This window comes from Streptomyces sp. Isolate_45 (assembly GCF_024721315.2).
Taxonomy (GTDB): domain Bacteria; phylum Actinomycetota; class Actinomycetes; order Streptomycetales; family Streptomycetaceae; genus Streptomyces.
The window spans coordinates 23,056-49,248 of sequence record NZ_JANFAK020000045.1 but is presented as its reverse complement, the minus strand read 5'-3'; the positions used below and the strand labels follow the sequence as shown (position 1 = coordinate 49,248).

The following is a 26,193-nucleotide window of genomic DNA, read 5'->3' as shown; positions in this document are numbered from 1 at the left end:
TCCGGGCATCGTAACCGCCCCGGAGACGGGAACGGCCCGGTCCGCCGGAGATCCGCCGGAGCCCGTCCCGACCCCGCGCGGAGCGGGGCCGGGACGCCTCACGGGCTCAGGACCAGCGGCCGGTGCGCGCCAGCAGGACCGCGGCCGCGGCCGTACCGGCGGTGGAGGTGCGCAGGACGCTGTGCCCCAGCCGGTAGGGCCGGGCTCCGGCCTGCGCGAAGACGGCCAGTTCCTCGGGCGAGACCCCGCCCTCGGGGCCGACGACGAGGACCACGGAGCCCGCTTCGGGCAGCGGGGCCGTCGCGAGGGCGCCGGAGGCGGCGTCGCGGTCCTCGTGGAGCACCATGGCCAGGTCGGCCTCGGCGAGCAGCGCGGCGACCTGCTTCGTGGACAGGGCCTCGGCCACCTCGGGGAAGCGGACGCGGCGGGACTGCTTGCCGGATTCCCGGGCGGTGGCCCGCCACTTGGCCAGGGACTTGGCGCCGCGGTCGCCGCGCCACTGGGTGATGCAGCGCGAGGCCTGCCAGGGGACGATCGCGTCCACGCCGGTCTCGGTCATCGTCTCGACGGCGACCTCGCCCCGGTCGCCCTTGGGCAGGGCCTGGACCACCGTGATGCGGACGGCCGGTTCGGCCTCCTCGGACACCTCGGCGACGGAGACGACGAGCCGGTCCTTGCCCTCGGCGGACTTCACGACGGCCTCGGCCCAGCGGCCCCGGCCGTCCGTCAGGACGACCTCCTCGCCCGGGTTCAGCCGCTTCACGGACACGGCGTGCCGGCCTTCGGGGCCGTCCAGTACGAACTCGGTCCCCGCGGGGACCTCCTCGACCACGAACACGGGGGCCGTCATGACGCTCTCCTCATCTGCAACACCTTCAACGCGCTCTGCGCCTCGGCCAGTTCGACCGCCAGTACCTCCACCAGGTCCCCGGCCGGCATCACCCGCGCCAGCCGGTGCCCCTGCCCGGCCCACAGCGACATGCCCTGCGGGTCGCCGGCGGCGGCCGCCGCCTTGCGCAGCCCCGAGGTCATGTGGTGGACCTGCGGGTAGGCGGCCGGGGCGTACGGTCCGTGCTCGCGCATGAACCGGTTGACGAGACCTCGGGCGGGGCGGCCCGAGAAGGCCCGGGTGAGTTCCGTGTGGGCGAACAGGGGGTCCGTCAGGGCCTTCTTGTGCAGCGGGTGCGCGCCGGACTCCGGACAGGCGAGGAAGGCCGTGCCGAGCTGCGCCGCCTCCGCGCCCGCCGCGAGGAGCGCGGCGATCTGCGCGCCGCGCATGAGGCCGCCCGAGGCGATGAGGGGGAGGGTGACCGCCTCCCGCACCTGGGCGACCAGGGCGAGCAGGCCGACGGCGGCGGTGCCGTCGGTCTGCGGGTCGTCGCGGTAGGTGCCCTGGTGGCCGCCGGCCTCGACGCCCTGGACGCAGAGCGCGTCGGCGCCGGCCTCCTGCGCGGCGCGGGCCTCGTCGACGGAGGTGACGGTGACGATGCCGTAGGTGCCGGCCTTGCGCAGCCGGGTGAACACGGCGGGCGCGGGACAGCCGAAGGTGAAGGAGACGACCGCGACGGGGTCGTCGAGGAGGATCGCGAGCTTGGCCTCGTAGCCGTCGTCGCAGGTCCCCATGACGTCCTCCTCGGCGAGGGAGACCTCGTACCAGCTGGCCTCCCCGGCGAGCTGCCCGCGGTACGCCTCGACGGCGGCCGGGTCGACGTAGCCGTTCTGCGGCATGAAGAGGTTCACGCCGAAGGGGCGTCGGGTGAGCCCGCGCGTCTGCTTGATCTCCTGGTACATGCCGTCGGCCGTCTTGTAGCCGCCCGCGAGGAAGCCCAGCCCGCCGGCCTCGCACACGGCGGCCGCCAGGGGCGGGCAGGAGGCGCCGCCCGCCATGGGAGCCTGCACGATCGGGTACGGGGAGAGACCGTTCGGTGCGGAGGACATGGACTGCATCGTGCCACGTCCCGACCACCGGGCCGAATCACGGCATTCGCCTGGCATAGTCCGCTTCCCGGAGGCCCGTACGGGTCCCCGGGAACGCGCGGGAGCCCGGCCCGGTTTGACACCGGACCGGGCTCCCGCACGCTGTCGCGGGCCGCTCAGCGGCCGTTGAACGCGTCCTTCAGGCGACTGAACAGGCCCTGCTGGCCGGGCGCGAACTGACCCGTGGGCCGCTCCTCGCCGCGCAGCTTCGCCAGCTGGCGCAGCAGGTCCTCCTGCTGGGCGTCCAGCTTGCTCGGGGTGGTCACCTCGACGTGGACGATCAGGTCGCCCCGGCCGCCGCCGCGCAGGTGCGTGACGCCGCGCCCGTGCAGCGGGATCGACTGGCCGGACTGGGTGCCGGGCCGGATGTCGATCTCCTCCATGCCGTCCAGGGTCTCCAGCGGGCACTTGGTGCCCAGGGAGGCCGCGGTCATCGGGATGGTGACCGTGCAGTGCAGGTCGTCACCGCGCCGCTGGAAGGTCGGGTGGGGCAGCTCGTGGATCTCCACGTAGAGGTCGCCGGCGGGGCCGCCGCCGGGGCCGACCTCGCCCTCGCCCGCGAGCTGGATCCGGGTGCCGTTCTCGACACCGGCGGGGATCTTCACCGTCAGGTTGCGGCGGGAACGGACCCGGCCGTCGCCCGCGCACTCGGTGCACGGGGTGGGGACCACGGTGCCGAATCCCTGGCACTGGGGGCAGGGGCGCGAGGTCATGACCTGGCCCAGGAAGGACCGGGTGACCTGCGAGACCTCGCCGCGTCCGCGGCACATGTCGCACGTCTGCGCGGAGGTGCCGGGTGCGGCGCCCTCACCGGAGCAGGTGGTGCAGACGATGGCCGTGTCGACCTGGATGGGCTTGGTCGTCCCGAAGGCAGCCTCGTCCAGTTCCAGGTCCAGGCGGATCATGGCGTCCTGGCCCCGGCGGGTCCGCGAGCGCGGTCCGCGCTGCTGGGACTGGCCGAAGAAGGCGTCCATGATGTCGGAGAAGTTGCCGAAGCCGCCGGCACCGAAGCCGCCCGCACCGCCACCGCCGCCGGAGGACAGGGGGTCACCGCCCAGGTCGTGGACCTGCTTCTTCTGCGGGTCCGAGAGGACCTCGTAGGCGGCGTTGATCTCCTTGAAGCGCTCTTGCGTCTTGGGATCGGGATTGACATCCGGGTGCAGCTCGCGGGCGAGCCGCCGGAATGCCTTCTTGATCTCGTCCTGCGATGCGTCGCGGCGCACGCCGAGTACGGCGTAGTAGTCCGTGGCCACTTACGACTCCGCCAGGATCTGTCCGACGTAACGTGCCACTGCGCGTACCGCTCCCATCGTTCCGGGGTAGTCCATGCGGGTCGGTCCGACCACGCCGAGTTTGGCGACTGCCTCGCCGCCCGAACCGTAGCCGACGGAGACGACCGACGTGGAGTTGAGCCCCTCGTAGGCGTTCTCGTGACCGATCCGTACCGCCATCCCCGACTCCCCTGCCTCGCCCAGCAGCTTGAGCAGCACGACGTGCTCCTCCAGCGCTTCGAGCACCGGCCTGATCGTCAAGGGAAAATCATGTCCGAAGCGAGTGAGGTTGGCGGTGCCGCCGATCATCAGCCGCTCCTCCGCCTCCTCCTCCAGCGTTTCGAGGAGGGTGTCGAGGACGGCCTTGACCGTCACCCGGTCCTCGGTCTCGAACGACTCCGGAAGGTCCTGCACCAACTGCGGCACGTCGGTGAACCGACGGCCGACGACCCGACTGTTCAGCCGCGCCCGCAGATCGGCCAGGGAGTTCTCCCCGAAGGGCGTCTGGCAGTCCACGAGCCGCTGCTCGACCCGCCCGGTGTCCGTGATCAGTACGAGCATCAGCCGGGCCGGGGCCAGGGAGAGCAGCTCGACGTGCCGGACGGTGGAGCGGGTCAGGGACGGGTACTGGACGACGGCGACCTGGCGGGTGAGCTGTGCGAGGAGGCGCACCGTGCGACCCACCACGTCGTCGAGGTCGACGGCGCCGTCGAGGAAGTTCTGGATGGCCCTGCGCTCGGGCGTCGACAGCGGTTTGACCCCCGCCAGTTTGTCGACGAAGAGGCGGTAGCCCTTGTCCGTGGGGATCCGGCCGGCGCTGGTGTGGGGTTGGGCGATGTAGCCCTCCTCCTCCAACACGGCCATGTCGTTGCGCACGGTCGCCGGGGAGACGCCGAGGCGGTGCCGCTCGGTGAGCGCCTTGGAACCGACCGGTTCCTCCGTCCCGACGTAGTCCTGGACGATGGCGCGCAGTACCTCGAGCCTGCGTTCACTGAGCATCGCGCACACCTCCGGATGCGGTCGTATCGGTCGGTCGTCGGTCGGTCGTCGGTCGGTCTCGGGTCCGGCTTCGGTCGATCTTCGGTCCGGCCTGGTCGGCCGTCGTTGGCACTCTGTGCGTGCGAGTGCCAGAGATCCCCCGGTCAGTGTACGGCCGGGTGGTACGCGGCGGGCAAGGGCGGCCCGTCAGGGTAGCGTCGCGCCATGGACGTACGTTGGGAAGAGGCGGGCTGGGAACGGCTCACCGGACGGGCCGGCCGGCGCCGCCTTCCGGTGTGGGACTGCACGGTGGGACTGGTGGTGGGGGACGAGTCGGTCCTCCTGATCGACCCGGGTTCCTCCGTGCGCGAGGGCGTCGAGGTGCGTGCCGAGGCGGAGCGGCTGACGGGGCGCCGCGTGACCCATATCGCATTCACACACGGACATTTCGACCACGTGATGGGCGCGCCGGCCTTCCCGGAGGCCGAGGTCTTCGGCGCGGTCGGCCTGGAGCGGCTGCTGACCCCCGCCGGGGGCCGCGAGGAGCTGCGGGCGAGCGCGGTCCGCAACGGGCTGGCCGAGGACGAGGCCGCCACGGCCGCGGAGCTCCTGCGGGCGCCCCAGCACCTGGTGTCGGGCGAGTGGACGCTGGAGCTGGGCGGGGTGCAGGTGCTGCTGGCGAACCTGGGGCCCGCGCACTCGCAGTACGACCTGACCGTCTTCGTGCCGGGCGAGCGGGAGGTGGTGTTCTGCGGGGACCTCGTCGAGGAGTCGGGCGAACCCCAGGCGGGCAGCGACGCGGTCCCGGGGCAGTGGCCCGCCGCCCTGGACCGGCTGCTGTCCCTCGGCGGTGACGACGCCGTGTACGTGCCGGGTCACGGAGCGCTGGTCACGGCCGGCTTCGTGCGTGAGCAACGCGCCACACTGGCGGCCCGGTTCGGCGTGTCGGAGGCGTGAGCGGCCCGGCTCTCCTACGCTCGGCCGGATGCGCGAGTACTCCCCCGACCTGACCCCGCAGTGGAAGCGTCCCCGGGCGGTGCCCCGGGTGCCGGCGGACCCCGGCCTGGTGGTCGAGGTGGCGGGCGGTGACTTCTGCGGCGCGGTCGTCGAGTGCGAGGCGGGCACGGTGACCCTGGAGGACCGCTTCGGCAAGCGCCGGGCCTTCCCCCTGGAGCCGGCCGGCTTCCTGCTGGAGGGCGCCACCGTGACCCTGGTCCGGGCCTCGCGGGCGCCGGCCGCGCCCGCCCGTACGGCGTCGGGCTCGGTGGCCGTCCCCGGGGCCCGGGCCCGGGTGGCCCGAGCCGGACGGATCTACGTCGAGGGCCGGCACGACGCGGAGCTCGTGGAGCGCGTCTGGGGCGACGACCTGCGCGTCGAGGGTGTGGTCGTGGAGTACCTGGAGGGCGTCGACGACCTGCCCGCCGTGGTGGCGGAGTTCGACCCGGCTCCGGACGCCCGCCTGGGCGTCCTGGTGGACCACCTGGTCCCGGGCTCGAAGGAGTCCCGGATCGCGGCGGCGGTGACCGGCACGGACGTCCTGGTCGTGGGCCACCCGTACGTGGACGTCTGGCAGGCGGTGAAGCCGTCCGCGCTGGGCATCCCGGCCTGGCCGGTGGTGCCGCGCGGGCAGGACTGGAAGACGGGCGTCTGCCGCGCCCTGGGCTGGCCCGAGAACACCGGGGCCGCCTGGCAGCACATCCTGTCGCGGGTCACCTCGTACCGGGACCTGGAACCGGCCCTGCTGGGGCGCGTCGAGGAACTGATCGACTTCGTCACGGCCCCCTGAGGGCCGCGGCGGCCGGGGCCCGGCGTCACACGCTCCCGGCTCCCGGCTCCCGGTCTAGTCGACCAGGTCCCGGACCACCGCGTCGGCCAGCAGCCGCCCGCGCAGGGTCAGCACCGCCCGGCCGGCCGCGTACGGGCCCGGCTCCAGCAGGCCGTCGGACAGGGCCCGGCCGGCCGCCGCGAGCCCGGCCGGGGCGAGCAGCGACAGCGGGACGCCGTCCACGAGGCGCAGCTCCAGCAGGATCCGCTCCACCCGGCGGTCCTCCGCCGACAGGAGTTCGCGCCCCGCGCCCGGGGAGCGACCCTCCGCGAGGGCGGCCGCGTAGGCGCCGGGGTGCTTGACGTTCCACCAGCGGACCCCGCCGACGTGCGAGTGGGCGCCCGGTCCGGCGCCCCACCAGTCGGCGCCGCGCCAGTACAGCTCGTTGTGCAGGCAGCGGCCCGCTTCCGAGGTGGCCCAGTTCGACACCTCGTACCAGTGGTAGCCCGCGTCGGCCATCACCGAGTCCGCGATCAGGTACCGGTCGGCGTGCACGTCGTCGTCGGTCATGGGGACCTCGCCGCGGCGGATGCGGCGGGCCAGCTGGGTGCCCTCCTCGACGATCAGCGCGTAGGCGCTGACGTGGTCGGGCCCGGCGCCCAGCGCGGCCTCCAGGGAGGCCCGCCAGTCGTCGTCGGACTCCCCGGGCGTGCCGTAGATCAGGTCCAGGTTGACGTGCTCGAAGCCGGCTTCCCGGGCCTCCGCCACGCACGCCTCGGGCCGCCCCGGGGTGTGGGTGCGGTCGAGGACCTTCAGGACGTGCTGCTTGGCGCTCTGCATGCCGAAGGAGATCCGGTTGAAGCCGCCGGCCCGCAGTTCGGCGAGGTAGGCGGGGTTCACCGATTCGGGATTGGCCTCGGTGGTGATCTCCGCGTCCTCGGCCAGGCCGAACTCGTAGCGGATCGCCGCGAGCATCCGTACGAGGTCGCCGGCGGGCAGCAGCGTGGGCGTGCCGCCGCCCACGAAGACGGTGCGCACGGCCCGAGGGTCGTCGCCGAGCACCTTGCGCGCGAGGCGGACCTCGTCGATCAGGGTGTCGGCGTAGTTCTCCCGGGAGGCGAGCACGCCGCCGGTACCCCGCAGCTCGGTGGCCGTGTAGGTGTTGAAGTCGCAGTACCCGCAGCGGGTGGCGCAGTACGGGACGTGCAGGTAGAACCCGAGCGGCCGGTCCCCGGCACCCGCGAGGGCGTGCGACGGCAGCGAGCCGTCTTCGGGCATGGGTTCACCGTCGGGCAGTGCGGAAGGCATGCCCCCATTGTCCCGCACCCGTCGCCCCGGGCGTCCCGCCCGGGGCGGGGCGCCGGGAACCCGCCCGCGAGGTGCCCGCGGGCGGGACCGGCCGGGCGGTGTCAGGCCTCGCGCGAGCCCTCGTACATCTCCTCGATGAGGTACTTGAACTCGCGCTCGACGACCGGGCGCTTCAGCTTGAGGCTGGGCGTGAGGTCGCCGTGCTCGACGTCCAGGTCACGGGGCAGCAGCCGGAACTTCTTGACCGTCTGCCACCGCTGGAGGCCCTCGTTCAGGGTCTGGACGTACGTCTCGATGAGGCGGCTGGTCTCCGGCGCGGCCAGGACCTGCCCGTACGTCCTGCCCTCCAGACCGTTGTCGGCGGCCCAGGTGAGGATCGAGGGCTCGTCGAGGGCGATCAGCGCGGTGCAGAAGTTCCGGTCGGCTCCGTGCACGACGATGCTGGAGACGTAGGGGCAGATGCCCTTGAACTGGCCCTCGATCTCCGCGGGGGCGACGTACTTGCCGCCGGAGGTCTTGATCAGGTCCTTCTTGCGGTCGGTGATGCGCAGGTAGCCGTCGGGCGAGAGCTCGCCGATGTCACCGGTGTGCAGCCAGCCGTCGGACTCCAGGACCTCGGCGGTCTTGTCGGGCTGCTGGTGGTAGCCCTGCATGATGCCGGGGCCGCGCAGCATGACCTCGCCGTCGTCGGCGATGCGGACCTCGGTGCCGGGGAGCGGCTTGCCGACGGTGCCGGTGCGGTAGGCCTCGCCGGGGTTGACGAAGGAGGCGGCGCTGGACTCCGTGAGGCCGTAGCCCTCAAGGATGTGGATGCCGGCGCCGGAGAAGAAGTAGCCGATCTCGGGGGCGAGGGCGGAGGCCCCGGAGACGGCGGCGCGGAGGTTGCCGCCGAAGGCCTCGCGGAGCTTCGAGTAGACGAGCGCGTCGGCGATCTTGTGCTGGGTGTTGAGGCCGAAGGGGGCGCTCGCCCGGCCGGTGCGGCGGAAGTTGTCCTGGGTGACCTTGGCGTACTCGCGGGAGACGCCGGCCGCCCACTGGAAGATCTTGTACTTGGCGCCGCCGCCCGCCCGGGCCTTGGCCGCGACACCGTTGTAGACCTTCTCGAAGATGCGCGGGACGGCCGCCATGTAGGTCGGCTGGACGATCGGCAGGTTCTCGATGATCTTGTCGATGCGTCCGTCGACTGCGGTGACGTGCCCGACCTCGATCTGACCGGAGGTGAGCACCTTGCCGAAGACGTGCGCCAGCGGCAGCCACAGGTACTGGACGTCGTCCGCGGTGATCAGACCGGTGGCGACGGTGGCCTTGGCCATGTACGACCAGTTGTCGTGCGGCAGCCGGACGCCCTTGGGGCGGCCGGTGGTGCCGGAGGTGTAGATCAGGGTGGCGAGCTGGTCGGCGGTGATGTCCGCGATCCGCCGCTTCACCGCCTCCGGGTGCTTGGCGAGGTACTCCGCGCCGCGCGCCTCCAGGTCGGCGAGCGAGAGCACCCAGCCCTCCGGGTCGCCGTCGGCGGCGATCGCGTCGGCGGTCTCCAGGACGACGACGTGGGCGAGGTGCGGCAGGTCGGCGCGGCGCTCGCGCGCCTTGGCCAGCTGTGTGCCGTCCTCGGCGATCAGCACCCGGCTCTCGGAGTCCGCGAGGATGTACGCCGACTCCTCCGCGTTGGTGCTGGGGTAGATCGTGGTGACGGCGCCGCCCGCGCACATCACTCCGAGGTCGGCGAGGATCCACTCGACCCGGGTGTTGGAGGCGAGGGCGACCCGCTGCTCCGGCTGGATGCCCAGGGCGATGAGCCCGGCGGCGATGCCGAAGACGCGTTCCGCGGCCTGTCCCCAGCTGAGCGACTTCCAGTCGTCGGGTCCGCCCTCGGGGCCGGCGGCCGGCACGGGGAAGCGGTAGGCCTCCCTGTTCGGCGTTGCGGCGACGCGGTCAAGGAAGAGGGCCGCCACGGAGGGCGGACGGTTCTCGATCATGGTCTGTGTGTCGCTCACGACATCCTCCGGACCGGGTCCACGCGGCAGGGCGTGGGCGTGGGGCGCTTGGGACTGGCGGGGTGCAGCCGCCACCCGTGCGGATGGCGGTTCGACTGGCGCAATTGAACTGGCGAGTAACCATGGAGCAGTGATCAGACTAGAGGCCGCGTGCCCGGCACGTAAGAGCCCGCGAGCGGCCGCTTCATAACGAAACGGGCCCCCATGCGTGTGCATGTGGGCCCGTTTCGCACGACTTGGGCGATGCCGCTTCTTGACCCGCCCTTGGTGTTCCCTTGGCCGCCCCGCGCGGCGGCCGCGGGTACGGCTACTTCTTCTTGCCGCCGGACTCGTCGCTGGAGAGGACGGCGATGAAGGCCTCCTGCGGGACCTCCACGGAGCCGACCATCTTCATCCGCTTCTTGCCCTCCTTCTGCTTCTCCAGCAGCTTCCGCTTACGGGAGATGTCACCGCCGTAGCACTTGGCGAGGACGTCCTTGCGGATGGCGCGGATCGTCTCGCGGGCGATGACGCGGGAGCCGACGGCCGCCTGGATCGGGATCTCGAAGGCCTGACGCGGGATGAGTTCGCGCAGCTTGGCGACCAGGCGCACGCCGTAGGCGTAGGCGGCGTCCTTGTGGCAGACGGCGGAGAAGGCGTCGACCTTGTCGCCGTGCAGCAGGATGTCGACCTTGACCAGGCTGCCGGACTGCTCGCCGGTGGGCTCGTAGTCCAGGGAGGCGTAGCCGCGCGTCTTGGACTTCAGCTGGTCGAAGAAGTCGAAGACGATCTCCGCGAGCGGGAGCGTGTAGCGGATCTCGACGCGGTCCTCGGAAAGGTAGTCCATCCCGAGGAGGGTGCCGCGGCGCTGCTGGCAGAGCTCCATGATCGCGCCGATGAACTCGGAGGGCGCGAGCAGGGTGGCCCGGACGACCGGCTCGAACACGTCCGAGATCTTGCCCTCGGGGAACTCGCTCGGGTTGGTGACGGAGACTTCCTTGCCGTCCTCCATGACGACGCGGTAGACCACGTTCGGCGCGGTGGCGATCAGGTCGAGCCCGAACTCGCGCTCCAGGCGCTCGCGCACCACGTCCAGGTGCAGCAGGCCGAGGAAGCCGACGCGGAAGCCGAAGCCGAGGGCCGCGGAGGTCTCCGGCTCGTAGACGAGCGCGGCGTCGTTGAGCTGGAGCTTGTCCAGGGCCTCGCGCAGGTCCGGGTAGTCCGAACCGTCGAGCGGGTACAGGCCCGAGAAGACCATCGGACGCGGGTCCTTGTAGCCGCCGAGGGCCTCGGTCGCGCCGTTGTGCAGGCTGGTGATGGTGTCACCGACCTTGGACTGACGGACGTCCTTCACGCCGGTGATGATGTAACCCACCTCGCCGACGCCGATGCCGTCGGCCGGGGTCATCTCCGGGGAGGAGACACCGATCTCCAGCAGCTCGTGCGTGGCGCCGGTGGACATCATCCGGATGCGCTCGCGCTTGTTGAGCTGACCGTCGACGACACGGACGTACGTCACGACACCGCGGTACGAGTCGTAGACCGAGTCGAAGATCATGGCGCGGGCCGGGGCGTCCTTGGGACCGACCGGGGCCGGCACCGTGGCGACGATCTTGTCCAGCAGCGCGTCCACGCCGAGACCGGTCTTCGCCGAGACGCGCAGCACGTCCTCCGGCTGGCAACCGACCAGGTTCGCGAGCTCCTCCGCGAACTTCTCCGGCTGGGCGGCCGGCAGGTCGATCTTGTTCAGGACCGGGACGATCGCGAGGTCCTTCTCCATCGCCAGGTACAGGTTGGCGAGGGTCTGGGCCTCGATGCCCTGTGCGGCGTCCACGAGCAGGACCGTGCCCTCGCAGGCCGCCAGCGAGCGCGAGACCTCGTAGGTGAAGTCGACGTGACCGGGCGTGTCGATCATGTTCAGGATGTGCGTGGTGCCCTTGCCCTCGCCCTCCGTGGGGGACCAGGGCAGACGGACCGCCTGCGACTTGATCGTGATGCCGCGCTCACGCTCGATGTCCATGCGGTCGAGGTACTGGGCGCGCATCTGCCGCTGGTCGACGACACCGGTGAGCTGGAGCATCCGGTCGGCGAGCGTCGACTTGCCGTGGTCGATGTGCGCGATGATGCAGAAGTTGCGGATCAGCGCCGGGTCGGTACGGCTCGGCTCGGGCACGTGGCTGGGGATCGCGGGCACGCAGTGTCCTGATTCTCGGTCGCAGTCGGAAGCGTTGTCTGAAGCGAAGTCTGCTCTCGTCGCCTCGTCGGCGCGATGTGGGATCTGTACGCAGGCTCCCATGGTCCCATGGACGGGGCAGTGCGCTCGGTTTGGGCCGGTCGGAACGTGCCTGGTAGCCTGGGCCGCTGTGTCTCGTATGCCCTCTCAGCTGCGGGACGCAATCCGAAGAACAAAACTCTGAACCTGAAAAGGCTCTTTCGTGGCGAACATCAAGTCCCAGATCAAGCGGAACAAGACGAACGAGAAGGCGCGCCTGCGCAACAAGGCCGTCAAGTCCTCGCTCAAGACCGCGATCCGCAAGGCCCGCGAGGCCGTCGTCGCCGGTGACGTCGAGAAGGCCACCGTGGCTTCTCGCGCCGCCTCGCGTGCGCTCGACAAGGCTGTCTCGAAGGGTGTCATCCACAAGAACGCCGCCGCCAACAAGAAGTCGGCGCTGGCCACCAAGGTTGCCTCCCTCCAGGGCTGAGCTCTCGATGTGAATCGCCGGTAGGGACTCAGCGGGCCCTCTCTCCCGCTCCGTACCGGCACACCGCGCCGCACGCGGCCTGCGTTCGCCACGCGGGTGCGGCGCACCAAACGCAGTGACCGAAGGCCCCGGGCCTCCGCCCTTCCCCAGGACGGAGCCCGGGGCCTTCGCGTTACCCGGACTCCCCCTTCCGCCACGGTCCGAGCCGTGTGCCGGGCGGGCAGCGGCGTGCGGGGACAGGAGCCGGGCCGTCCGGAGCCGGCGGCGTCAGGCTCCAACGGTGGGGCCGGACGAGGAACGGTCACCGCCCCGGGGCCTCGCGGGGCCCGAAGAACCCGGCCCGCCGGGCCCGAGCCGCCCGGCACCCGCGCGCAGCGGCGTTACCGCCGCGCCGGAGTGAGCCCACACGACAGGGTCTAGCGGCGGGGCGGGCGGGCGGCGTGGGCCACGGCCACGACCGCCTTCTCCAGGGCGTACTCGGGGTCGTCGCCCCCGCCCTTCACGCCTGCGTCGGCGGCGGCCACCGCGCGCAGCGCGTCGGCGACGCCGTCCGCGGACCAGCCCCGCATCTGCTGCCGGACCCGGTCGATCTTCCAGGGCGGCATGCCGAGGTCACGGGCGAGGTCACCGGGGCGGGCCCCGCGCGGCGCGGAGGCCAGCTTGCCGATCGCCCGGACCGCCTGGGCCAGCGCACTGGTGATCAGGACCGGCGCGACCCCCGTGGAAAGGGACCAGCGCAGCGCTTCGAGCGCTTCCGCCGCCCGCCCCTCGACCGCCCGGTCGGCGACGGTGAAGCTGGAGGCTTCGGCCCGGCCGGTGTAGTAGCGGCCGACGACGGCCTCGTCGATGGTGCCCTCGACGTCCGCGCACAGCTGCGCCGCCGCACTCGCCAGTTCCCGCAGGTCGCTGCCGATGGCGTCGACCAACGTCTGACAGGCCTCGGGGGTCGCGGAGCGTCCCAGCGTCCGGAACTCGCCCCGCACGAACGACAGCCGGTCCGCCGCCTTGGTCATCTTCGGGCAGGCGACCTCTCGGGCGCCCGCCTTCCGTGCCGCGTCGAGCAGGCCCTTGCCCTTGACGCCTCCCGCGTGGAGGAGGACGAGGGCGATCTCCTCGTACGGCGCTCCGAGGTAGGCCTTGACCTCCTTGACCGTGTCCGCCCCCAGGTCCTGCGCGTTGCGCACGATCAGGACCTTGCGCTCGGAGAACAGCGAGGGGCTGGTCAACTCGGCCAAGGTGCCGGGCTGGAGCTGGTCGGAGGTGAGGTCCCGCACGTCCGTGTCGGCGTCGGCCGCGCGGGCCGCCGTCACCACGTCCCGTACGACACGGTCGAGCAGCAGGTCCTCCTGCCCCACCGCGAGGGTGAGCGGGGCGAGCAGGTCGTCGGTTGAGTTCTTCCTGGTGGCCATCGGCTCCAGCATCCCACGCCGCACCGACAGTCCCCCGCGTCCGGTACCCGAGAATGGTCGGGTGAACGTGCGACATGTACTGGTCCTCCCGGACCGCGACGCCGCCGAAGAGGTGGCCCAGGAAGCCGTCGACCGCTTCGGCCTGCCCGAAGAACCCCAGCTGGTGCGCGATGCCCTCGCCGGTGAGGACGACGCCGAGGACGCCCAGTGGCTGGTGGTCGTGGAGGACCCCCGGGAACGGCTCGACGCCGGTTCCCTGGACGACCTCGCCGCCGAGTACGAGGGCTGGCTCGAAGCCCCCTGACGCCCGCCGGGGCCCGGCCGGGCCCCGGGGACGGCGTGTCAGGCCTTGTGGACGATCTGCACGTCCAGCGCCACTTCCACGCTCGCGCCGATCGCCGCGACGCCGGCCGCCAGCATCGACTGCCAGTTCAGGGTGAAGTCCTCGCGGTTCAGCTGGGCCGTGGCCCGGCAGGCGGCCCGCGGTTCGCCCTCCAGGCCCGTGCCGTGGCCCAGGTAGTGGGTGTCCAGGGTGACGGAACGGCTCACGCCGTGGAGGGTGAGTGCGCCGGCGACCGCCCAGCGGCTGCCGGAGCGGTGGATGAACCGCTCGCTGTAGAACTCCACCGTCGGGTGCCGGGCGGCGTCGAGGAAGTCCGCGGACCGCAGGTGGTCGTCCCGCAGGCGCAAGCCGGTGTCGATGCTCGCCGCGTCGATGATGACGTGCATGGAGGACTCCTCCATGCGGTCCGCGATCCGGACCGCGCCCGCGAAGGTGTTGAAGCGGCCGTGGATCCGGGCGAAGCCGATGTGCCGGGCGGCGAAGCCGATCGAGGAGTGCGACGGGTCGAGCTCCCAGTGCCCGGGCTGCGGCAGCCGCGGCGGTTCCACCGCGTCCAGGATGATCTCCGCGGTGCCGAGCTGCGCCGGGTCGCCGACGAGCGTCGCCCCGTGGAACGGCGCGTACCCCTCGGCGGTCACCGAGAGCCGGTACTCGCCCTCCGGCATGGCCGCGGTGAATCCTCCGTACGGATCGGTTTCCCCGCTGACGACCCGTCGGCCGATCGGATCGGTGACCTCGAACTTGGCTTGCCGGATGGGCTGGTGGACCGTGTCGAGGACCCGACAGCTCAACAGCCGCGCCGTCGGCGGCAGCGTGAGCGTCGCGGTTCTCTGCGAGTCGACGCTTCCGGCCGACTCCATCCCCCGTCGGCGACCGAACATGGTTGACGCACCCCCGTGCTGTGTGGACTTGGACCGGTCTGGCGAAGACGCATTCGATCATGCTGCCGGGTTGTGGGCAAACAGAATGGTCGCGCCCGGTATGCCCGGCCCCGCTCCGACGCCGGCCGGCCGGAAACGCCCTCATCCTGGGACCGCTGCCGGAGATGGCGACCGAACCGTCGGTATCGGTGCGCAGGACGGTCGCTCCCCGGGCCCTCAAGCGGGCCAGCGTGCCCGGCGCGGGGTGGCCGTAGCGGTTGTCCGCACCGACAGGAACGATCGCGAGCCGCGGTCGCACCCGGTCGTGGAGGGCGGGGTCCTGGCGTGCCGAACCGTGGTGGGCGACCTTCAGCACGTCCACCGGTCCCAGCTCCGGATGCTCCCTCAAGAGAGCTTCCTGGGAAGGCGGTTCGAGGTCTCCCAGCAGCAGGAACGTCAGTCCGGAGGTGCGCACCAGGAGGGCGACGCTCGCGTCGTTGGCCCCCTCGGGCGGAGGGCCGGCCGCCGAAGGCCACAGCACCTGCCACTCCAGTCTTCCGGCCCTCCGACGCTCCCCCGCCAGGGCCTGCACGACGGGCACCCCGGCGGCCGCCGCGGTCCGCCCGACGAACGCCGCCTGCCCGGGAGGCTCCCGCACGGTGGTGGTTTGAATCACACCCACGGACCGGCCCCGCAGCACCCCTCGGAGCCCTCCCACGTGGTCGGCGTGGAAGTGCGTCAGGAGCAGGAGTGGGACGCGATTCACACCGAGGGTCCGCAGGCAGGCGTCCACCGGCCCCGGCTCGGGCCCCGTGTCCACCACGACGGCCGAGCCCGGGGCGACGGCCAGCACGGCGGCGTCGCCCTGGCCCACGGCGCACTGCGCGTAGCTCCAGTCGGGCGGCGGCCAGCCCGTGAGCGAACGGATCAGCTGCGGCGGCCGCAGTACCGCGATCAGCAGCACCACGGCGACGGCGGCGCACACACCCCGCCGCCGGCCGAACCTGACGCCGAGTCCCACGAGGGCCACCGTGGCGGCCACCAGCAGCAGGGCTCCGCCGAGCCCGCCCGGCCAGGGCAGCTCCGCCCCGGGCAGCCGCGCCCCGGTCCGCGCGACCGCGGCGATCCACCCGGCGGGCACGGCCGCGCACCGGGCGAGCAGCTCCGCCAGCGGCATGCACCACGGAGCCGTGGCGAGGACCGCGAAGCCCAGCACCGTGGCCGGCCCCGCCGCGAGTTCCGCCAGCAGGTTGCACGGCACGGCGACGAGGCTCACCCGGGCGGAGAGCACGACCACGACGGGGGCGCACACGGCCTGCGCCGCGGCGGCGGCCCCCAACGCGTCGGCGAACCGGGGCCGCGTCCCCCGCCGCCGCAGGGCTTCGCTCCAGCGGGGCCCGAGGGTGAGCAGCGACCCGGTGGCCAGGACCGAGAGCAGGAATCCCGGGCTGCGGGCGAGCCACGGGTCGTACAGCACCAGCAGCAGGACGGCCGCGGCCAGTGCGGGGATGAGCGACCTGCGCCGCCCGGTGGCGAGGGCCAGCAGGGTGACCCCGCCGCAGGCTGCGGCGCGCAGCACGCTCGGCTCGGGGCGACAGACCACGACGAAGGCGAGGGTCAGCGCCGCCCCGCCCACCGCGGTGGCCCTGAGCGACAGCCCCAGGCGGGGCGCCAGCCCACGCCGCTCGACGTGCTGCGCGCGGGCCGGGGGCCCGATCAGCAGGTACAGCACGACGGTCAGGTTCGCCCCGGAGACGGCGAGGAGGTGGAGCAGGTCGGTGGCCCTGAACGCGTCGTGGAGGTCGGGCGGGACCCGGGAGGTGTCGCCGACCACCAGGCCCGGCAGCAGGGCCCTGGCATCCGGCGCGAGGTCCTCGGTGGCGTCCCGCAGGCCGGCCCGCAGGGTTGCGGCGATGCGCTGCGCGGTGTCCGGGCCGGCCGTCACCCGGGGCGGCGTGTCGCCCGACGGGCGGACCAGCGCCACGGCCCGTTCCCCGCTCCGCGCCGGGGCGAGGCGGGCCACCACCGCGACCCGGGTGGAGGGCTGCAGTCGTGCCCATCCGGGGTGCGCGGCGAGCACCCGCACCGGGGTCCGGATCCGGCTCTGCTTTCCGTCGGGGCCCGTCACCCGGGTGGCCACGGCGTCCAGCACCACCACGGGCGGCCCGGCTCCCGTGCGGGCCGCCCGGGGGTCCGAGCCGACGGTGAGCTCCGTGAGGACCCGGGCGTGGTCCCCGGCGAGCCGGGGCAGGGGGCCCGCCCGCGCCTCGGCCCGCTCCAGCCCGGCCACCCCCGCCCCGGCGGCCGCACAGAGCAGGGTGGCGGCCGCGGTCACGCCGACCCGCCGCAGGAGCTGCGTCCCGCGGGCCCCGGCCGACAGCAGCACCCCCGCCGCGACCACCGCGAGCCCCACTCCGACGGCAGTCCGGAACCCCGGGACCACGAGGGCCACCGCAGCCGCCACCCAGGCGCCCAGAGCCGGCACGACGAGCCGCAGGTCCACCGGCCCGACCCCCTCGCCACGCCCACCGGACCCGCGACGGTCCGCCGCACCTCCACCGGCTCCCACGGTCCGACTCACGGCCCCGACCGCCCCCGACCCCCGGGGCCCCGCCCCCTCCGCACCGTTCCCGCCGACCCGGCGGCGCGCCGCCCCCACGATCGACCCCGCGTATCCGAACCCCTCAGGTCCGCAGCCCACGGGTCCACGCGCGCCCGGACCGGAGCGTGCAGCCGCACCACCAAGCGGCCGCAGCACCACCGATCGCCGGACGCGCCCTACGGGCCCGGCGCCCACAGTCCCAACGCCCTCGGTCCCACCCCCCTCCGGCCCACACCGGCCGGGCACACACCCACCGGCACAGCACCCACCCGGGCCACACCCACCGGCGTCGCACCCACCCGGGCCACACCCCTCGGGACCACACCCACCGGTGCCACACCCCGCGAGACCACACCCATCAGGGCGACGCCCGCCGACCCCACACCCACCCGAGCCAATCCCGCCGACGCCGCGCCCACCCGAGCCAATCCCGCCGACGCCACGCCCGTCCGGGGGACTCACGGCCGCACCAAGGGGCGCAGGTCGGCGAAGCGACGCTCCCCGATGCCGTTGACCTGCCGTAGTTCCTCCACGGCCCGGAATCCGCCCCGGGCGGTCCGGAAGTCGACGATGTGCCGGGCCAGTACCGGCCCCACCCCGGGCAGCCCGTCCAGCTGCTCAACGGTCGCACTGGCAAGGCTCAGCGGCACGGCACTCGCACCCGCACCCGCGCCCGCACCCGGAGCGCCCCCGACCGGTGGCGGCTGCGGTGCTGTCCCCACCAGTACCTGTTCGCCGTCCACGAGGATCCGGGCCCGGTTGAGCCCGGTGGTGTCGGCGCCCGGGCGCACTCCCCCGGCGGCCGCCAGCGCATCCTCCACCCGTGAGCCGGCGGGCAGCCTCCGCACGCCGGGGTCCCGGACCTTGCCGCCCACATCCACCACGATGCGCCCGCCCGGCCCGGCCGCGGCGACGGGCACCGGAGCCGGGCCGGGAGCCGGTGCGGGGGCCGGAGTGATCACCGCGGGCGCTGTCACCGGCTGCGGCCGGCCCGACCAGTACTGCTGGGCGGCGAATCCGACCGCCGCGACCAGCACGACGGCAACGGCTGCCACCGTGCGCCGCTCCACCCCGCAACGGGCCTGCACCCACACGGGCAGCCGCTCCCGCACGGCGAGCCACCGCCCGGCCGGTCCGATCGACCCACCGGCGCCCTCCCCCAGCCCGCCCGGCCCGCCCGGCCCGCCCGGCTCACCCGAGCCACCCGACACCCCGGATTCGGCACGGACACCCCCCACACCAGGCCCACCGACCTCATCCCGCACGCCGAACTCATCCGCGCTTCCCCGCACGTCGGGCGGCGGTGGGTCGGGCGCCGGCCCACCCCCTGGTTCCGGCCCACCCCCTGGTTCCCACCCGCCCGTGGCCGCGCCGCCGGACAACAGCGCCTCGGCTCGGCGCCGCAGGCGGTCGGGGTCGGGATGGGCACGACGGCGGTCGCGCAGACGGCCGTCGGGACGTCGGGGCCGGCCGGTACCACTGGTGGTGACGGAGGCTACGGGGTGGCGCGAGGAGCGCGTTCGCAGAGTCATGCCACGACGCTAGGCCCGCATCCCGATCCCCGCTCGGAGCCTTCAATTCCAGTGGATATCAGGCATGTTGTGGATAACCCGGCCACCCGTTCCGGTGACAGCTCCCAGAACCCGACGCCCCGCCCCGCTCGCCCCGGCCCCCACTCCCACCCCGCGCCCGCACCCGCACCCGCACCCACACCCACACCCACACCCACACCCACACCGACACACCCGCCTCAGCGCGGCGAAACGACCGCCGCCAGCAGCCCCGGGCCCGTGTGTGCGCCGATGACCGCGCCGACTTCGCTGACGTGCAGCTCGACCAGCCCCGGGATCCGTTCCCGAAGCCGCTGGGCGAGCTTCTCCGCGCGCTCGGGGGCCGCCAGGTGGTGCACGGCCACATCGACGCTGCGCGAACCCGCCCGCTCGACGGCCAGTTCCTCCAGCCGCGCGATGGCCTTGGAGGCCGTACGGACCTTCTCCAGCATCTCGATGCGCCCGCCGTCCAGCGTCAGCAGCGGCTTGACCGCCAGTGCCGAGCCGAGGAGGGCCTGCGCGGCCCCGATCCGGCCGCCGCGGCGGAGGTAGTCGAGGGTGTCCACGTAGAAGTACGCCGACATCTCCGCGGCGCGCTTCTCCGCGGCGGCCACGGCCTCGTCGGCGGAGCCGCCGGCTTCGGCCGCTTCGGCGGCGGCGAGGGCGCAGAAGCCGAGGGCCATCGCGACCATGCCGGTGTCGACGACGCGCACCGGTACGGGCGCGGTCCTCGCCGCCACCACGGCGGCGTCGTAGGTGCCGGAGAACTCGGCGGAGAGGTGCAGGCTGACGATGCCGGTCGCACCGGCGTCCGCGGCAGCCCGGTAGGCGCGTACGAACTCCTCCGGGCCCGGCCTGGAGGTCGTGACCGAGCGGCGCTTCTGCAGGGCGATGGCGAGGCTGCGCGCGGAGATCTCGGTGCCCTCTTCCAGGGCCTCGCCCCCCAGGACCACGGTCAGGGGGACGGAGCTGATCCCGTGCCGCGCCATCGCCGGTGGGGGCAGATAGGCCGTGGAATCGGTGATGATCGCGACATGGCGGGACATGAGCCGGAGGTTACCGCCACCGGGGGCGATCCGGCAGCCCGGCCCCTCGGCTCACGAAGAACCCCAGCTCCGAGCCCCACGAAAACGGCAGGCCGAGCCCCACCGCCACGACGGTCCGAGCCCCACGAAATACGAGGTCCGGGCCCCACCACAACGACGGTCCGAGCCCTGACCCCACGAGATGCCGGGCCCGAGCCCACCCAACGACGGTCCGGGCCCACGAAATCGCGACCCGTCGGCCGCCGCCCCGGACGCACCCCGCCGTCCCCCGACGCCCGCAACCCGACCCCGAACCCGACGCCGAACCCCACCCCTCAGGTGGTCGCCTCGGGCCTCGGGGTCTTCTGCCACGGGTACCGCACCTCGGGCGCCGGCGGATTCAGCGCGGCAGGCTGCGGCCGGGCCTCCCGAGCCGTCCGCCCGGAGGGCTCCTGCGAACCCGGCGCCCCCTGCGCGGCACCGGACCCCGAACCGGATCCGGAGCCCGCCTGCTGTGCGTCCCACGCGGCCGCGGCGGCCGCCAGTTCGTCGACGGATTCCGGGGACCAGTCGCGGAGCGCGTCCGACTCGACCCCGATCTGGGCCGACAGCAGGTCCAGGTCGTCCTCCGCGAACCGGCGGGCACGATCCCGTGCGGCCCAGCGCAGCGAGTCCGCGGCCTGCGTGATCTTGGCTGTGCGTTCCCGGAGGTCCGGGAGGCTCTCCTCGATGCGCTTGCGGTCCGGGTCGTGCTCCAGCCTCTTCAATTCGTCGTCCAGCTCGTACCCGTAGGCGCTGAGCCGCTCGAAGAGGCCGATCGACTCCTTCAGCGAGCTGTCCGCCTGCACGCCCTGGTACAGCGCCTGCTGCGTGGCCCGCATGGAGTTGCGCAGGTCCAGTCGCAGCTGCGCCAGCGCCCCCGTGACCCCGACCTGGCCGAAGCTCTTCGCCTTCAGGGTCGTGTCCTCGACCGTCCTGCGGGCCTGCGTGATCGTACGGTCCACGCCTCGCTTCGCCGCGCCCACCACCTTCACGGTGGCCCAGGCACCCAGCCCCAAGAAGGCGAACAGCACCAACAGGGCAAACATGATCAAAGCGCCCGCCTCCATGAGGTTCCCTTCCTCCGCCGGTTCCTTCCCCTCCACCGTAAACGCCAAGGGCAGGTCGGGGGTTCCCGTGGAACCCCCAACCTGCCCTTACGGGATGTCCCCCACGTCGGGGGACCACCCTCAGATGACGATGTTCACCAGCTTCGGCGCCCGCACGATCACCTTGCGGATCTCCGCGCCGTCCAGCGCCGCGACCACGCCCGCGTCGGTGACGGCCAGCTGCTCCAGGTCCGCCCCGGAGATCGTGGGCGGCACCTCCAGCCGCGCCTTGACCTTGCCCTTGACCTGGACGACGCACGTGACGGTGTCGTCCACGACGTACGCCGGGTCCGCGACCGGGAAGTCCTGGTGGACCACCGAGTCGCTGTGGCCCAGGCGGTGCCACAGCTCCTCCGCGATGTGCGGGGCCAGCGGCGCGACCAGCAGCACCAGCCGCTCGGCGACGGAGCGCTCCAGCGGCCGGCCGGCCTTCGTCAGGAAGTTGTTCAGTTCGGTGATCTTGGCGATGGCGGTGTTGAACCGCAGCGCCGCCATGTCCGCGCCGGCCCCGTCGATCGCCTTGTGCAGCGCCCGCAGGGTGTCCTCGCCCGGCTCCGCGTCGACGACGGTGACCTCGCCGCTCTCCTCGTCCACCACGTTGCGCCACAGGCGCTGCAGCAGTCGGTACGAGCCGACGACGGCGCGGGTGTCCCACGGACGCGAGACGTCCAGCGGGCCCATGGCCATCTCGTACAGGCGCAGGGTGTCCGCGCCGTACTCCTCGCACATCTCGTCGGGCGTGACGGCGTTCTTCAGGGACTTGCCCATCTTGCCGTGCTCGCGCTTGACGGGCTCGCCCTGGTGGAACCAGCCGCCGTCGCGCTCCTCGACCTCGGCCGCCGGGACGTACACACCGCGCGAGTCGGTGTACGCGTACGCCTGGATCATGCCCTGGTTGAACAGCTTGTGGAACGGCTCCACGGAGGAGACGTGGCCCAGGTCGAACAGGACCTTCGACCAGAACCGGGCGTACAGCAGGTGCAGCACGGCGTGCTCGGCGCCACCGACGTACAGGTCGACTCCGCCGTGCGGGGCGCCGTCCCGCGGGCCCATCCAGTACTGCTCGATCTGCGGGTCGACCAGCGCGTCCGCGTTGTGCGGGTCCAGGTAGCGCAGCTCGTACCAGCAGGAGCCGGCCCAGTTCGGCATGGTGTTGGTCTCGCGGCGGTAGCGCTTGACGCCCGCCCCGTCGCCCAGGTCCAGCTCGACGTCGACCCACGCCTCGTTGCGCGACAGCGGCGTCTCGGGCTTGGAGGCGGCGTCGTCCGGCTCGAAGGTGCGCGGCGAGTAGTCCTCGACCTCGGGCAGTTCCAGCGGCAGCATCGACGCGGGCAGCGGGTGGGCGATGCCGTCCTCGTCGTAGACGATCGGGAAGGGCTCGCCCCAGTAGCGCTGCCGGCTGAACAGCCAGTCGCGCAGACGGAAGTTGACGGTGCCCTCGCCGATGCCGCGGTCGGACAGCCAGTCGGTGATGGCGGCCTTGGCCTCGACGACACCCAGGCCGTCCAGGGAGATGCCCTCGCCGGCGGAGTTGACCAGCGTGGCGTCGTACGAGACGAACGCGGCGTCCCACTCGGCCGGGTCGGTGCCCCGGCCGTCCGTCGGCTGCACGACGCAGCGGATCGGCAGCTCGAAGGCGCGCGCGAACTCGAAGTCGCGGCTGTCGTGGGCGGGGACGGCCATGATCGCGCCGGTGCCGTAGCCCATCAGCACGTAGTCGGCGATGAAGACCGGGACCTGCTCGCCGCTGACCGGGTTGGTCGCGTACGCGCCGGTGAAGACGCCGGTCTTGTCCTTGGCCTCGGCCTGCCGCTCGACGTCCGACTTCGACGCGGCCTGCTTGCGGTACGCGTCGACGGCGTCGGTGGGGGTGGCGTGGCCGCCGGTCCACACCGGGTGGGTGCCCTCGGGCCAGGCGGCCGGCACGACGGCGGTGACCAGTTCGTGCTCGGGCGCCAGGACCATGTAGGTCGCGCCGAACAGGGTGTCCGGGCGGGTGGTGAAGACGGTGATCGCACCGGCGTCGCCGACGGCGAAGTCGACGCGCGCGCCCTCGCTGCGGCCGATCCAGTTCCGCTGCTGCAGCTTGATGGCCTCGGGCCAGTCCAGCGCGTCCAGGTCGTCCAGCAGGCGGTCCGCGTAGGCGGTGATCCGCATGTTCCACTGGCTCAGCTTGGCCTTGAAGACGGGGAAGTTGCCGCGCTCGGAGCGACCGTCCGCGGTGACCTCCTCGTTGGCCAGTACGGTGCCGAGCCCGGGGCACCAGTTGACCGGCGCGTCGGAGGCGTAGGCCAGCCGGAAGCCGTTCAGTACGTCGGCCCGCTCGCCCGCGGTCAGCTCGGCCCAGGCGCGGCCGCCGGGGACCTCACGGCTGCCGTCCTCGAAGGCGGCGACCAGCTCGGTGATCGGGCGGGCCTGCCGCGCGTCGGTGTCGTAGAAGGAGTTGTAGATCTGCAGGAAGATCCACTGCGTCCACTTGTAGTACTCGGGGTCGATCGTCGCGAACGAGCGGCGCTTGTCGTGGCCCAGGCCCAGGCGGCGCAGCTGGACCTTCATGTTCTCGATGTTCGCCTCGGTCGACACGCGCGGGTGCGTGCCGGTCTGCACGGCGTACTGCTCGGCCGGCAGGCCGAAGGCGTCGAAGCCCAGGGTGTGCAGGACGTTGTGGCCGGTCATCCGCTGGTGGCGGGCGAAGACGTCGGTGGCGATGTACCCGAGCGGGTGGCCGACGTGCAGGCCCGCGCCGGAGGGGTACGGGAACATGTCCATGATGAACTTCTTGGGCCGCGCGACCACGGCGGGGTCTCCGGCCAGGTCACCGGTCGGGTTCGGGGCCTCGTACGTGCCCTCCGCGTCCCATACGTCCTGCCAGCGTGCCTCGATGTCGGCGGCCATGGCAGCCGTGTAACGGTGCCCCTCGGCCGCCTCGGGGGCCGGGGTGTTCGTCTCGCTCATGATTTCTGAAGCTCCATCGATCGTCTCTGCCGTCTCTGCCTGCCCAAACGAAAAAACCCCTCGCACAGGAGGGGACGCCGCGCCGATGCCGACCTCATCCGTGGTGCTCGACGGGTCGGTGCTGATCAGCGCGGCTCGGTAAGCAGAAGGCGTACGGCACGCATGGCGTCAGGGTACCGCAGCGGCCCCCGCGGCCGCTCTGCCGTTCCGAGCGGCGGGCACTGCCGGAAGCGGACACAACGAGAAGCGGGCCACCCGATCCGGGTGGCCCGCTTCTTCACTGTGGAGCTATGGAGAATTGAACTCCAGACCTCCTGCATGCCATGCAGGCGCTCTACCAACTGAGCTATAGCCCCTTGCCCTGCTTGCCGCTTCGGTTTCCCTTGCCGGTTCCCCTTGGCGACGTCCCAAACATTACACGGTCATGGCCCTGGTCCAAAAATCGGTTTCCGCCGACCACGGGCCATGTCCGTTTTGGGGTGTATCGCCGTCTTCTCGCTACCCTCTCGTCGGGCTCGTCAGGCTCTGGCGAACTGGTAGAACCGCTTCAACGTGCAGTGCTCGTCGAGCAGCCGGCCGTAGATCGGCTCCCCTTCGAGCTCCCGGTACGTCTCGATCGGGTCGCCTTTTATGATCAGCGCCCGCGCGCATTCCTCGCACCAGTACTGGTAGTCGGGGTTGACCGGCTCCATGTCCCGCACGATCGGCGTGCCGTTGTCGCACCAGTCGCACCGCCGCCGGTGTGCACCCATCCGTCAGCGACTCCCTCCCGCGTCGGGCCGTCGTGACCCCCTCCGGCCGTCCGATTCTGCCATGCCGGTGCCGGCGGGGGCAGCCGTCGCAAAAGGAACAAACGCAAGGATCCCGCCCCCTGTTGGGGACGGGATCCTGATTGTGGAGCTATGGAGAATTGAACTCCAGACCTCCTGCATGCCATGCAGGCGCTCTACCAACTGAGCTATAGCCCCGCTCTCCGCCGCGTTCCCCCCGTTTCCGGTGTTCTTCGCTGCGAACAAGAAGAACTCTAGCCTGTGACCAGCCGGAAAGTGAAATCCGGGTGGGAGGCCCGTTCCGACGCGTCAGGCCGGGCTCCGCGCGGGCTCAGTCGTCGTCGCCGAGCACCGGTTCCGGCAGCGTGCCGGCGTTGTGCTCCATCAGTCGCCAGCCCCGCGCGCCTTCGCCGAGGACGGACCAACAGCAGTTGGAGAGCCCGCCGAGACCCTCCCAGTAGTACGCCTCCAGGCCGAGCAGGCGGCCGATCGTCGTACGGATGGTGCCGCCGTGGCTGACGACCACGAGGGTGCCGCCCTCGGGCAGCGCGTCGGCGTGGCGCAGCACCACCGGCGCGGCGCGGTCGGCGACCTCGGTCTCCAGTTCACCGCCGCCGCGGCGGACCGGCTCGCCGCGCTTCCAGGCGGCGTACTGCTCGCCGTACTTCGCGAGGATCTCGTCGTGGGTGAGGCCCTGCCACTCGCCGGCGTAGGTCTCGCGCAGCGCCTCGTCGTGCTGGACGGGCAGGCCCGTGACGGCGGCCAGCTCGGAGGCCGTGTCCGCGGCCCGCCGGAGGTCGGAGGCCACGATGGCGTCCGGCCGCAGCGAGGCGAGCAGCCGAGCGGCGCGGCGCGCCTGCGCCACACCCGTCTCGGTCAGCTCTATGTCCGTGGAGCCCTGGAAACGTCGTTCCAGGTTCCACGAGGTCTGGCCGTGCCGCCAGAGGACGATCTTCCTGCTGGTCGTGCCCGTTTTGCTGGTGCTCAGAACAGATCACCGTCCAGTTCGTCGTCGCCCGCCGCCTCGCGCAGCTTGGCGTGCTCCTCGGCCTTGCCGATGGTGAGCTTGGCGTCCTCGGGGAGCTCGATCTCGGGGCAGTCCTTCCACAGGCGCTCCAGCGCGTAGAAGACGCGCTCCTCGCTGTGCTGGACGTGGACGACGATGTCGACGTAGTCGAGCAGGATCCAGCGGGCGTCGCGGTCACCCTCGCGGCGCACCGGCTTGGCGCCGAGCTTCTTGAGGAGCTGCTCCTCGATCTCGTCCACGATCGACTTGACCTGGCGGTCGTTGGGCGCGGAAGCGAGGAGGAAGGCGTCGGTGATCGACAGCACGTCGCTGACGTCGTACGCGATGATGTCGTGCGCGAGCCGGTCGGCCGCGGCCTGGGCGGCGGCGGTGATGAGCTCGATGGAGCGGTCCGTGGCGGTCACGTGGCCATGCTTTCGGGTTGACGGGCAGATCCTTACAAGGGTCTCATGTACCGCCGACCCCGCCCGCGCAGAACGTTCCGCGCGGACGGAAGCCCAGCTCAGGGCCGTTCCGCAGGGGCCTGGGAC

20 protein-coding genes, 2 tRNA genes and 1 pseudogene are annotated in these 26,193 nt (G+C 72.5%); 4 read left to right on the top strand and 19 right to left on the bottom strand.

Annotated features, from left to right (window positions below):
- Positions 1–106: 106 nt before the first annotated feature.
- The 4 genes from NOD94_RS17110 to hrcA all read right to left on the bottom strand — a co-directional run bounded on the left by NOD94_RS17110 (position 107) and on the right by hrcA (position 4,247).
- Positions 107–850 (bottom strand): 16S rRNA (uracil(1498)-N(3))-methyltransferase, encoded by a 744-nt coding sequence (locus NOD94_RS17110; RefSeq protein WP_281206806.1) that lies wholly within the window; start codon positions 848–850, stop codon positions 107–109.
- Positions 847–1,938 (bottom strand): nitronate monooxygenase, encoded by a 1,092-nt coding sequence (locus tag NOD94_RS17105; protein WP_281206805.1) that lies wholly within the window; start codon positions 1,936–1,938, stop codon positions 847–849. Before NOD94_RS17105 ends, NOD94_RS17110 begins: the two co-directional genes overlap by 4 nt.
- Positions 1,939–2,093: 155 nt before the next feature.
- A complete protein-coding gene (dnaJ, locus tag NOD94_RS17100; RefSeq protein ID WP_281206804.1) occupies positions 2,094–3,230 on the bottom strand; it encodes a molecular chaperone DnaJ in 1,137 nt (378 codons plus the stop codon).
- Positions 3,231–4,247 carry a heat-inducible transcriptional repressor HrcA gene (hrcA, locus tag NOD94_RS17095; protein WP_281206803.1) on the bottom strand — a complete coding sequence of 339 codons (1,017 nt, stop codon included), beginning with the start codon at positions 4,245–4,247 and terminating at the stop codon, positions 3,231–3,233. It abuts the gene before it with no gap.
- Between the two features lie 204 nt (positions 4,248–4,451).
- On the opposite strand from hrcA, the gene NOD94_RS17090 reads away from it, so the two are divergent.
- On the top strand, positions 4,452–5,183 hold the full coding sequence (locus NOD94_RS17090; protein ID WP_281206802.1) for an MBL fold metallo-hydrolase: 732 nt from the start codon (positions 4,452–4,454) through the stop codon (positions 5,181–5,183).
- A gap of 28 nt (positions 5,184–5,211) precedes the next feature.
- Entirely contained in the window at positions 5,212–6,012 is an 801-nt protein-coding gene (locus tag NOD94_RS17085; RefSeq protein ID WP_281206801.1) for a DUF3097 domain-containing protein, read from the top strand.
- A 54-nt stretch (positions 6,013–6,066) separates the two neighbouring features.
- Here the strand turns inward: NOD94_RS17085 and hemW are convergent, their stop codons facing one another.
- The 3 genes from hemW to lepA all read right to left on the bottom strand — a co-directional run bounded on the left by hemW (position 6,067) and on the right by lepA (position 11,466).
- The gene (gene hemW, locus NOD94_RS17080) at positions 6,067–7,299 is read right to left on the bottom strand and encodes a radical SAM family heme chaperone HemW (RefSeq protein ID WP_281206800.1); all 1,233 of its coding nucleotides are present in this window, start codon (positions 7,297–7,299) and stop codon (positions 6,067–6,069) included.
- A gap of 101 nt (positions 7,300–7,400) precedes the next feature.
- Positions 7,401–9,293, bottom strand: a complete 1,893-nt coding sequence (locus tag NOD94_RS17075; protein WP_281206799.1) for a long-chain fatty acid--CoA ligase — start codon at positions 9,291–9,293, stop codon at positions 7,401–7,403.
- 307 nt (positions 9,294–9,600) lie between these two features.
- A complete protein-coding gene (gene lepA, locus NOD94_RS17070) occupies positions 9,601–11,466 on the bottom strand; it encodes a translation elongation factor 4 (RefSeq protein ID WP_281206798.1) in 1,866 nt (621 codons plus the stop codon).
- Positions 11,467–11,707: 241 nt separating this feature from the next.
- On the opposite strand from lepA, the gene rpsT reads away from it, so the two are divergent.
- A complete protein-coding gene (gene rpsT, locus NOD94_RS17065; protein ID WP_281206797.1) occupies positions 11,708–11,974 on the top strand; it encodes a 30S ribosomal protein S20 in 267 nt (88 codons plus the stop codon).
- 416 nt (positions 11,975–12,390) lie between these two features.
- On the opposite strand, the gene holA is transcribed toward rpsT, so the two are convergent.
- Positions 12,391–13,383, bottom strand: coding sequence for a DNA polymerase III subunit delta (gene holA / locus NOD94_RS17060; RefSeq protein WP_281206796.1), 993 nt, complete (start codon positions 13,381–13,383; stop codon positions 12,391–12,393).
- Between the two features lie 61 nt (positions 13,384–13,444).
- Between holA and NOD94_RS17055 the strand changes: the two genes are divergently transcribed.
- Positions 13,445–13,687 (top strand): hypothetical protein, encoded by a 243-nt coding sequence (locus NOD94_RS17055; RefSeq protein ID WP_281206795.1) that lies wholly within the window; start codon positions 13,445–13,447, stop codon positions 13,685–13,687.
- Positions 13,688–13,725: 38 nt separating this feature from the next.
- Here the strand turns inward: NOD94_RS17055 and NOD94_RS17050 are convergent, their stop codons facing one another.
- The 11 genes and pseudogenes from NOD94_RS17050 to rsfS all read right to left on the bottom strand — a co-directional run bounded on the left by NOD94_RS17050 (position 13,726) and on the right by rsfS (position 26,067).
- On the bottom strand, positions 13,726–14,586 hold the full coding sequence (locus NOD94_RS17050; RefSeq protein WP_281206815.1) for a YceI family protein: 861 nt from the start codon (positions 14,584–14,586) through the stop codon (positions 13,726–13,728).
- A 157-nt stretch (positions 14,587–14,743) separates the two neighbouring features.
- A pseudogene (locus NOD94_RS17045) lies at positions 14,744–17,155 on the bottom strand (ComEC/Rec2 family competence protein); the annotation flags it as partial.
- Between the two features lie 491 nt (positions 17,156–17,646).
- On the bottom strand, positions 17,647–18,243 hold the full coding sequence (locus tag NOD94_RS41420; protein ID WP_348652335.1) for a ComEA family DNA-binding protein: 597 nt from the start codon (positions 18,241–18,243) through the stop codon (positions 17,647–17,649).
- A 695-nt stretch (positions 18,244–18,938) separates the two neighbouring features.
- Entirely contained in the window at positions 18,939–19,784 is an 846-nt protein-coding gene (locus NOD94_RS17035) for a DegV family protein (RefSeq protein ID WP_281206793.1), read from the bottom strand.
- A 314-nt stretch (positions 19,785–20,098) separates the two neighbouring features.
- Positions 20,099–20,872 carry a hypothetical protein gene (locus NOD94_RS17030; RefSeq protein WP_281206792.1) on the bottom strand — a complete coding sequence of 258 codons (774 nt, stop codon included), beginning with the start codon at positions 20,870–20,872 and terminating at the stop codon, positions 20,099–20,101.
- Between the two features lie 120 nt (positions 20,873–20,992).
- Positions 20,993–23,866 carry a leucine--tRNA ligase gene (leuS, locus tag NOD94_RS17025; RefSeq protein ID WP_281206791.1) on the bottom strand — a complete coding sequence of 958 codons (2,874 nt, stop codon included), beginning with the start codon at positions 23,864–23,866 and terminating at the stop codon, positions 20,993–20,995.
- Positions 23,867–24,149: 283 nt separating this feature from the next.
- Positions 24,150–24,222: transfer RNA gene (locus NOD94_RS17020), tRNA-Ala, on the bottom strand.
- A gap of 162 nt (positions 24,223–24,384) precedes the next feature.
- Entirely contained in the window at positions 24,385–24,618 is a 234-nt protein-coding gene (locus NOD94_RS17015) for a hypothetical protein (RefSeq protein ID WP_266577344.1), read from the bottom strand.
- 143 nt (positions 24,619–24,761) lie between these two features.
- Positions 24,762–24,834: transfer RNA gene (locus tag NOD94_RS17010), tRNA-Ala, on the bottom strand.
- Positions 24,835–24,967: 133 nt separating this feature from the next.
- Positions 24,968–25,624, bottom strand: coding sequence for a histidine phosphatase family protein (locus NOD94_RS17005; RefSeq protein ID WP_281206814.1), 657 nt, complete (start codon positions 25,622–25,624; stop codon positions 24,968–24,970).
- Positions 25,621–26,067 carry a ribosome silencing factor gene (gene rsfS, locus NOD94_RS17000; RefSeq protein ID WP_073915048.1) on the bottom strand — a complete coding sequence of 149 codons (447 nt, stop codon included), beginning with the start codon at positions 26,065–26,067 and terminating at the stop codon, positions 25,621–25,623. Before rsfS ends, NOD94_RS17005 begins: the two co-directional genes overlap by 4 nt.
- Positions 26,068–26,193 lie beyond the last annotated feature (126 nt).

Bases quoted from the DNA above. Each gene is read 5' to 3' on its own strand.
- NOD94_RS17050 (WP_281206815.1), bottom strand. From the start codon at position 14,586: ATGGAGTCGGCCGGAAGCGTCGACTCGCAGAGAACCGCGACGCTCACG.
- hrcA (WP_281206803.1), bottom strand. From the start codon at position 4,247: ATGCTCAGTGAACGCAGGCTCGAGGTACTGCGCGCCATCGTCCAGGAC.
- hemW (WP_281206800.1), bottom strand. From the start codon at position 7,299: ATGCCTTCCGCACTGCCCGACGGTGAACCCATGCCCGAAGACGGCTCG.
- holA (WP_281206796.1), bottom strand. From the start codon at position 13,383: ATGGCCACCAGGAAGAACTCAACCGACGACCTGCTCGCCCCGCTCACC.
- leuS (WP_281206791.1), bottom strand. From the start codon at position 23,866: ATGAGCGAGACGAACACCCCGGCCCCCGAGGCGGCCGAGGGGCACCGT.
- NOD94_RS17090 (WP_281206802.1), top strand. From the start codon at position 4,452: ATGGACGTACGTTGGGAAGAGGCGGGCTGGGAACGGCTCACCGGACGG.
- NOD94_RS17085 (WP_281206801.1), top strand. From the start codon at position 5,212: ATGCGCGAGTACTCCCCCGACCTGACCCCGCAGTGGAAGCGTCCCCGG.
- NOD94_RS17110 (WP_281206806.1), bottom strand. From the start codon at position 850: ATGACGGCCCCCGTGTTCGTGGTCGAGGAGGTCCCCGCGGGGACCGAG.
- NOD94_RS17030 (WP_281206792.1), bottom strand. From the start codon at position 20,872: ATGGAGGCGGGCGCTTTGATCATGTTTGCCCTGTTGGTGCTGTTCGCC.
- NOD94_RS17015 (WP_266577344.1), bottom strand. From the start codon at position 24,618: ATGGGTGCACACCGGCGGCGGTGCGACTGGTGCGACAACGGCACGCCG.
- NOD94_RS17035 (WP_281206793.1), bottom strand. From the start codon at position 19,784: ATGTCCCGCCATGTCGCGATCATCACCGATTCCACGGCCTATCTGCCC.
- NOD94_RS17105 (WP_281206805.1), bottom strand. From the start codon at position 1,938: ATGTCCTCCGCACCGAACGGTCTCTCCCCGTACCCGATCGTGCAGGCT.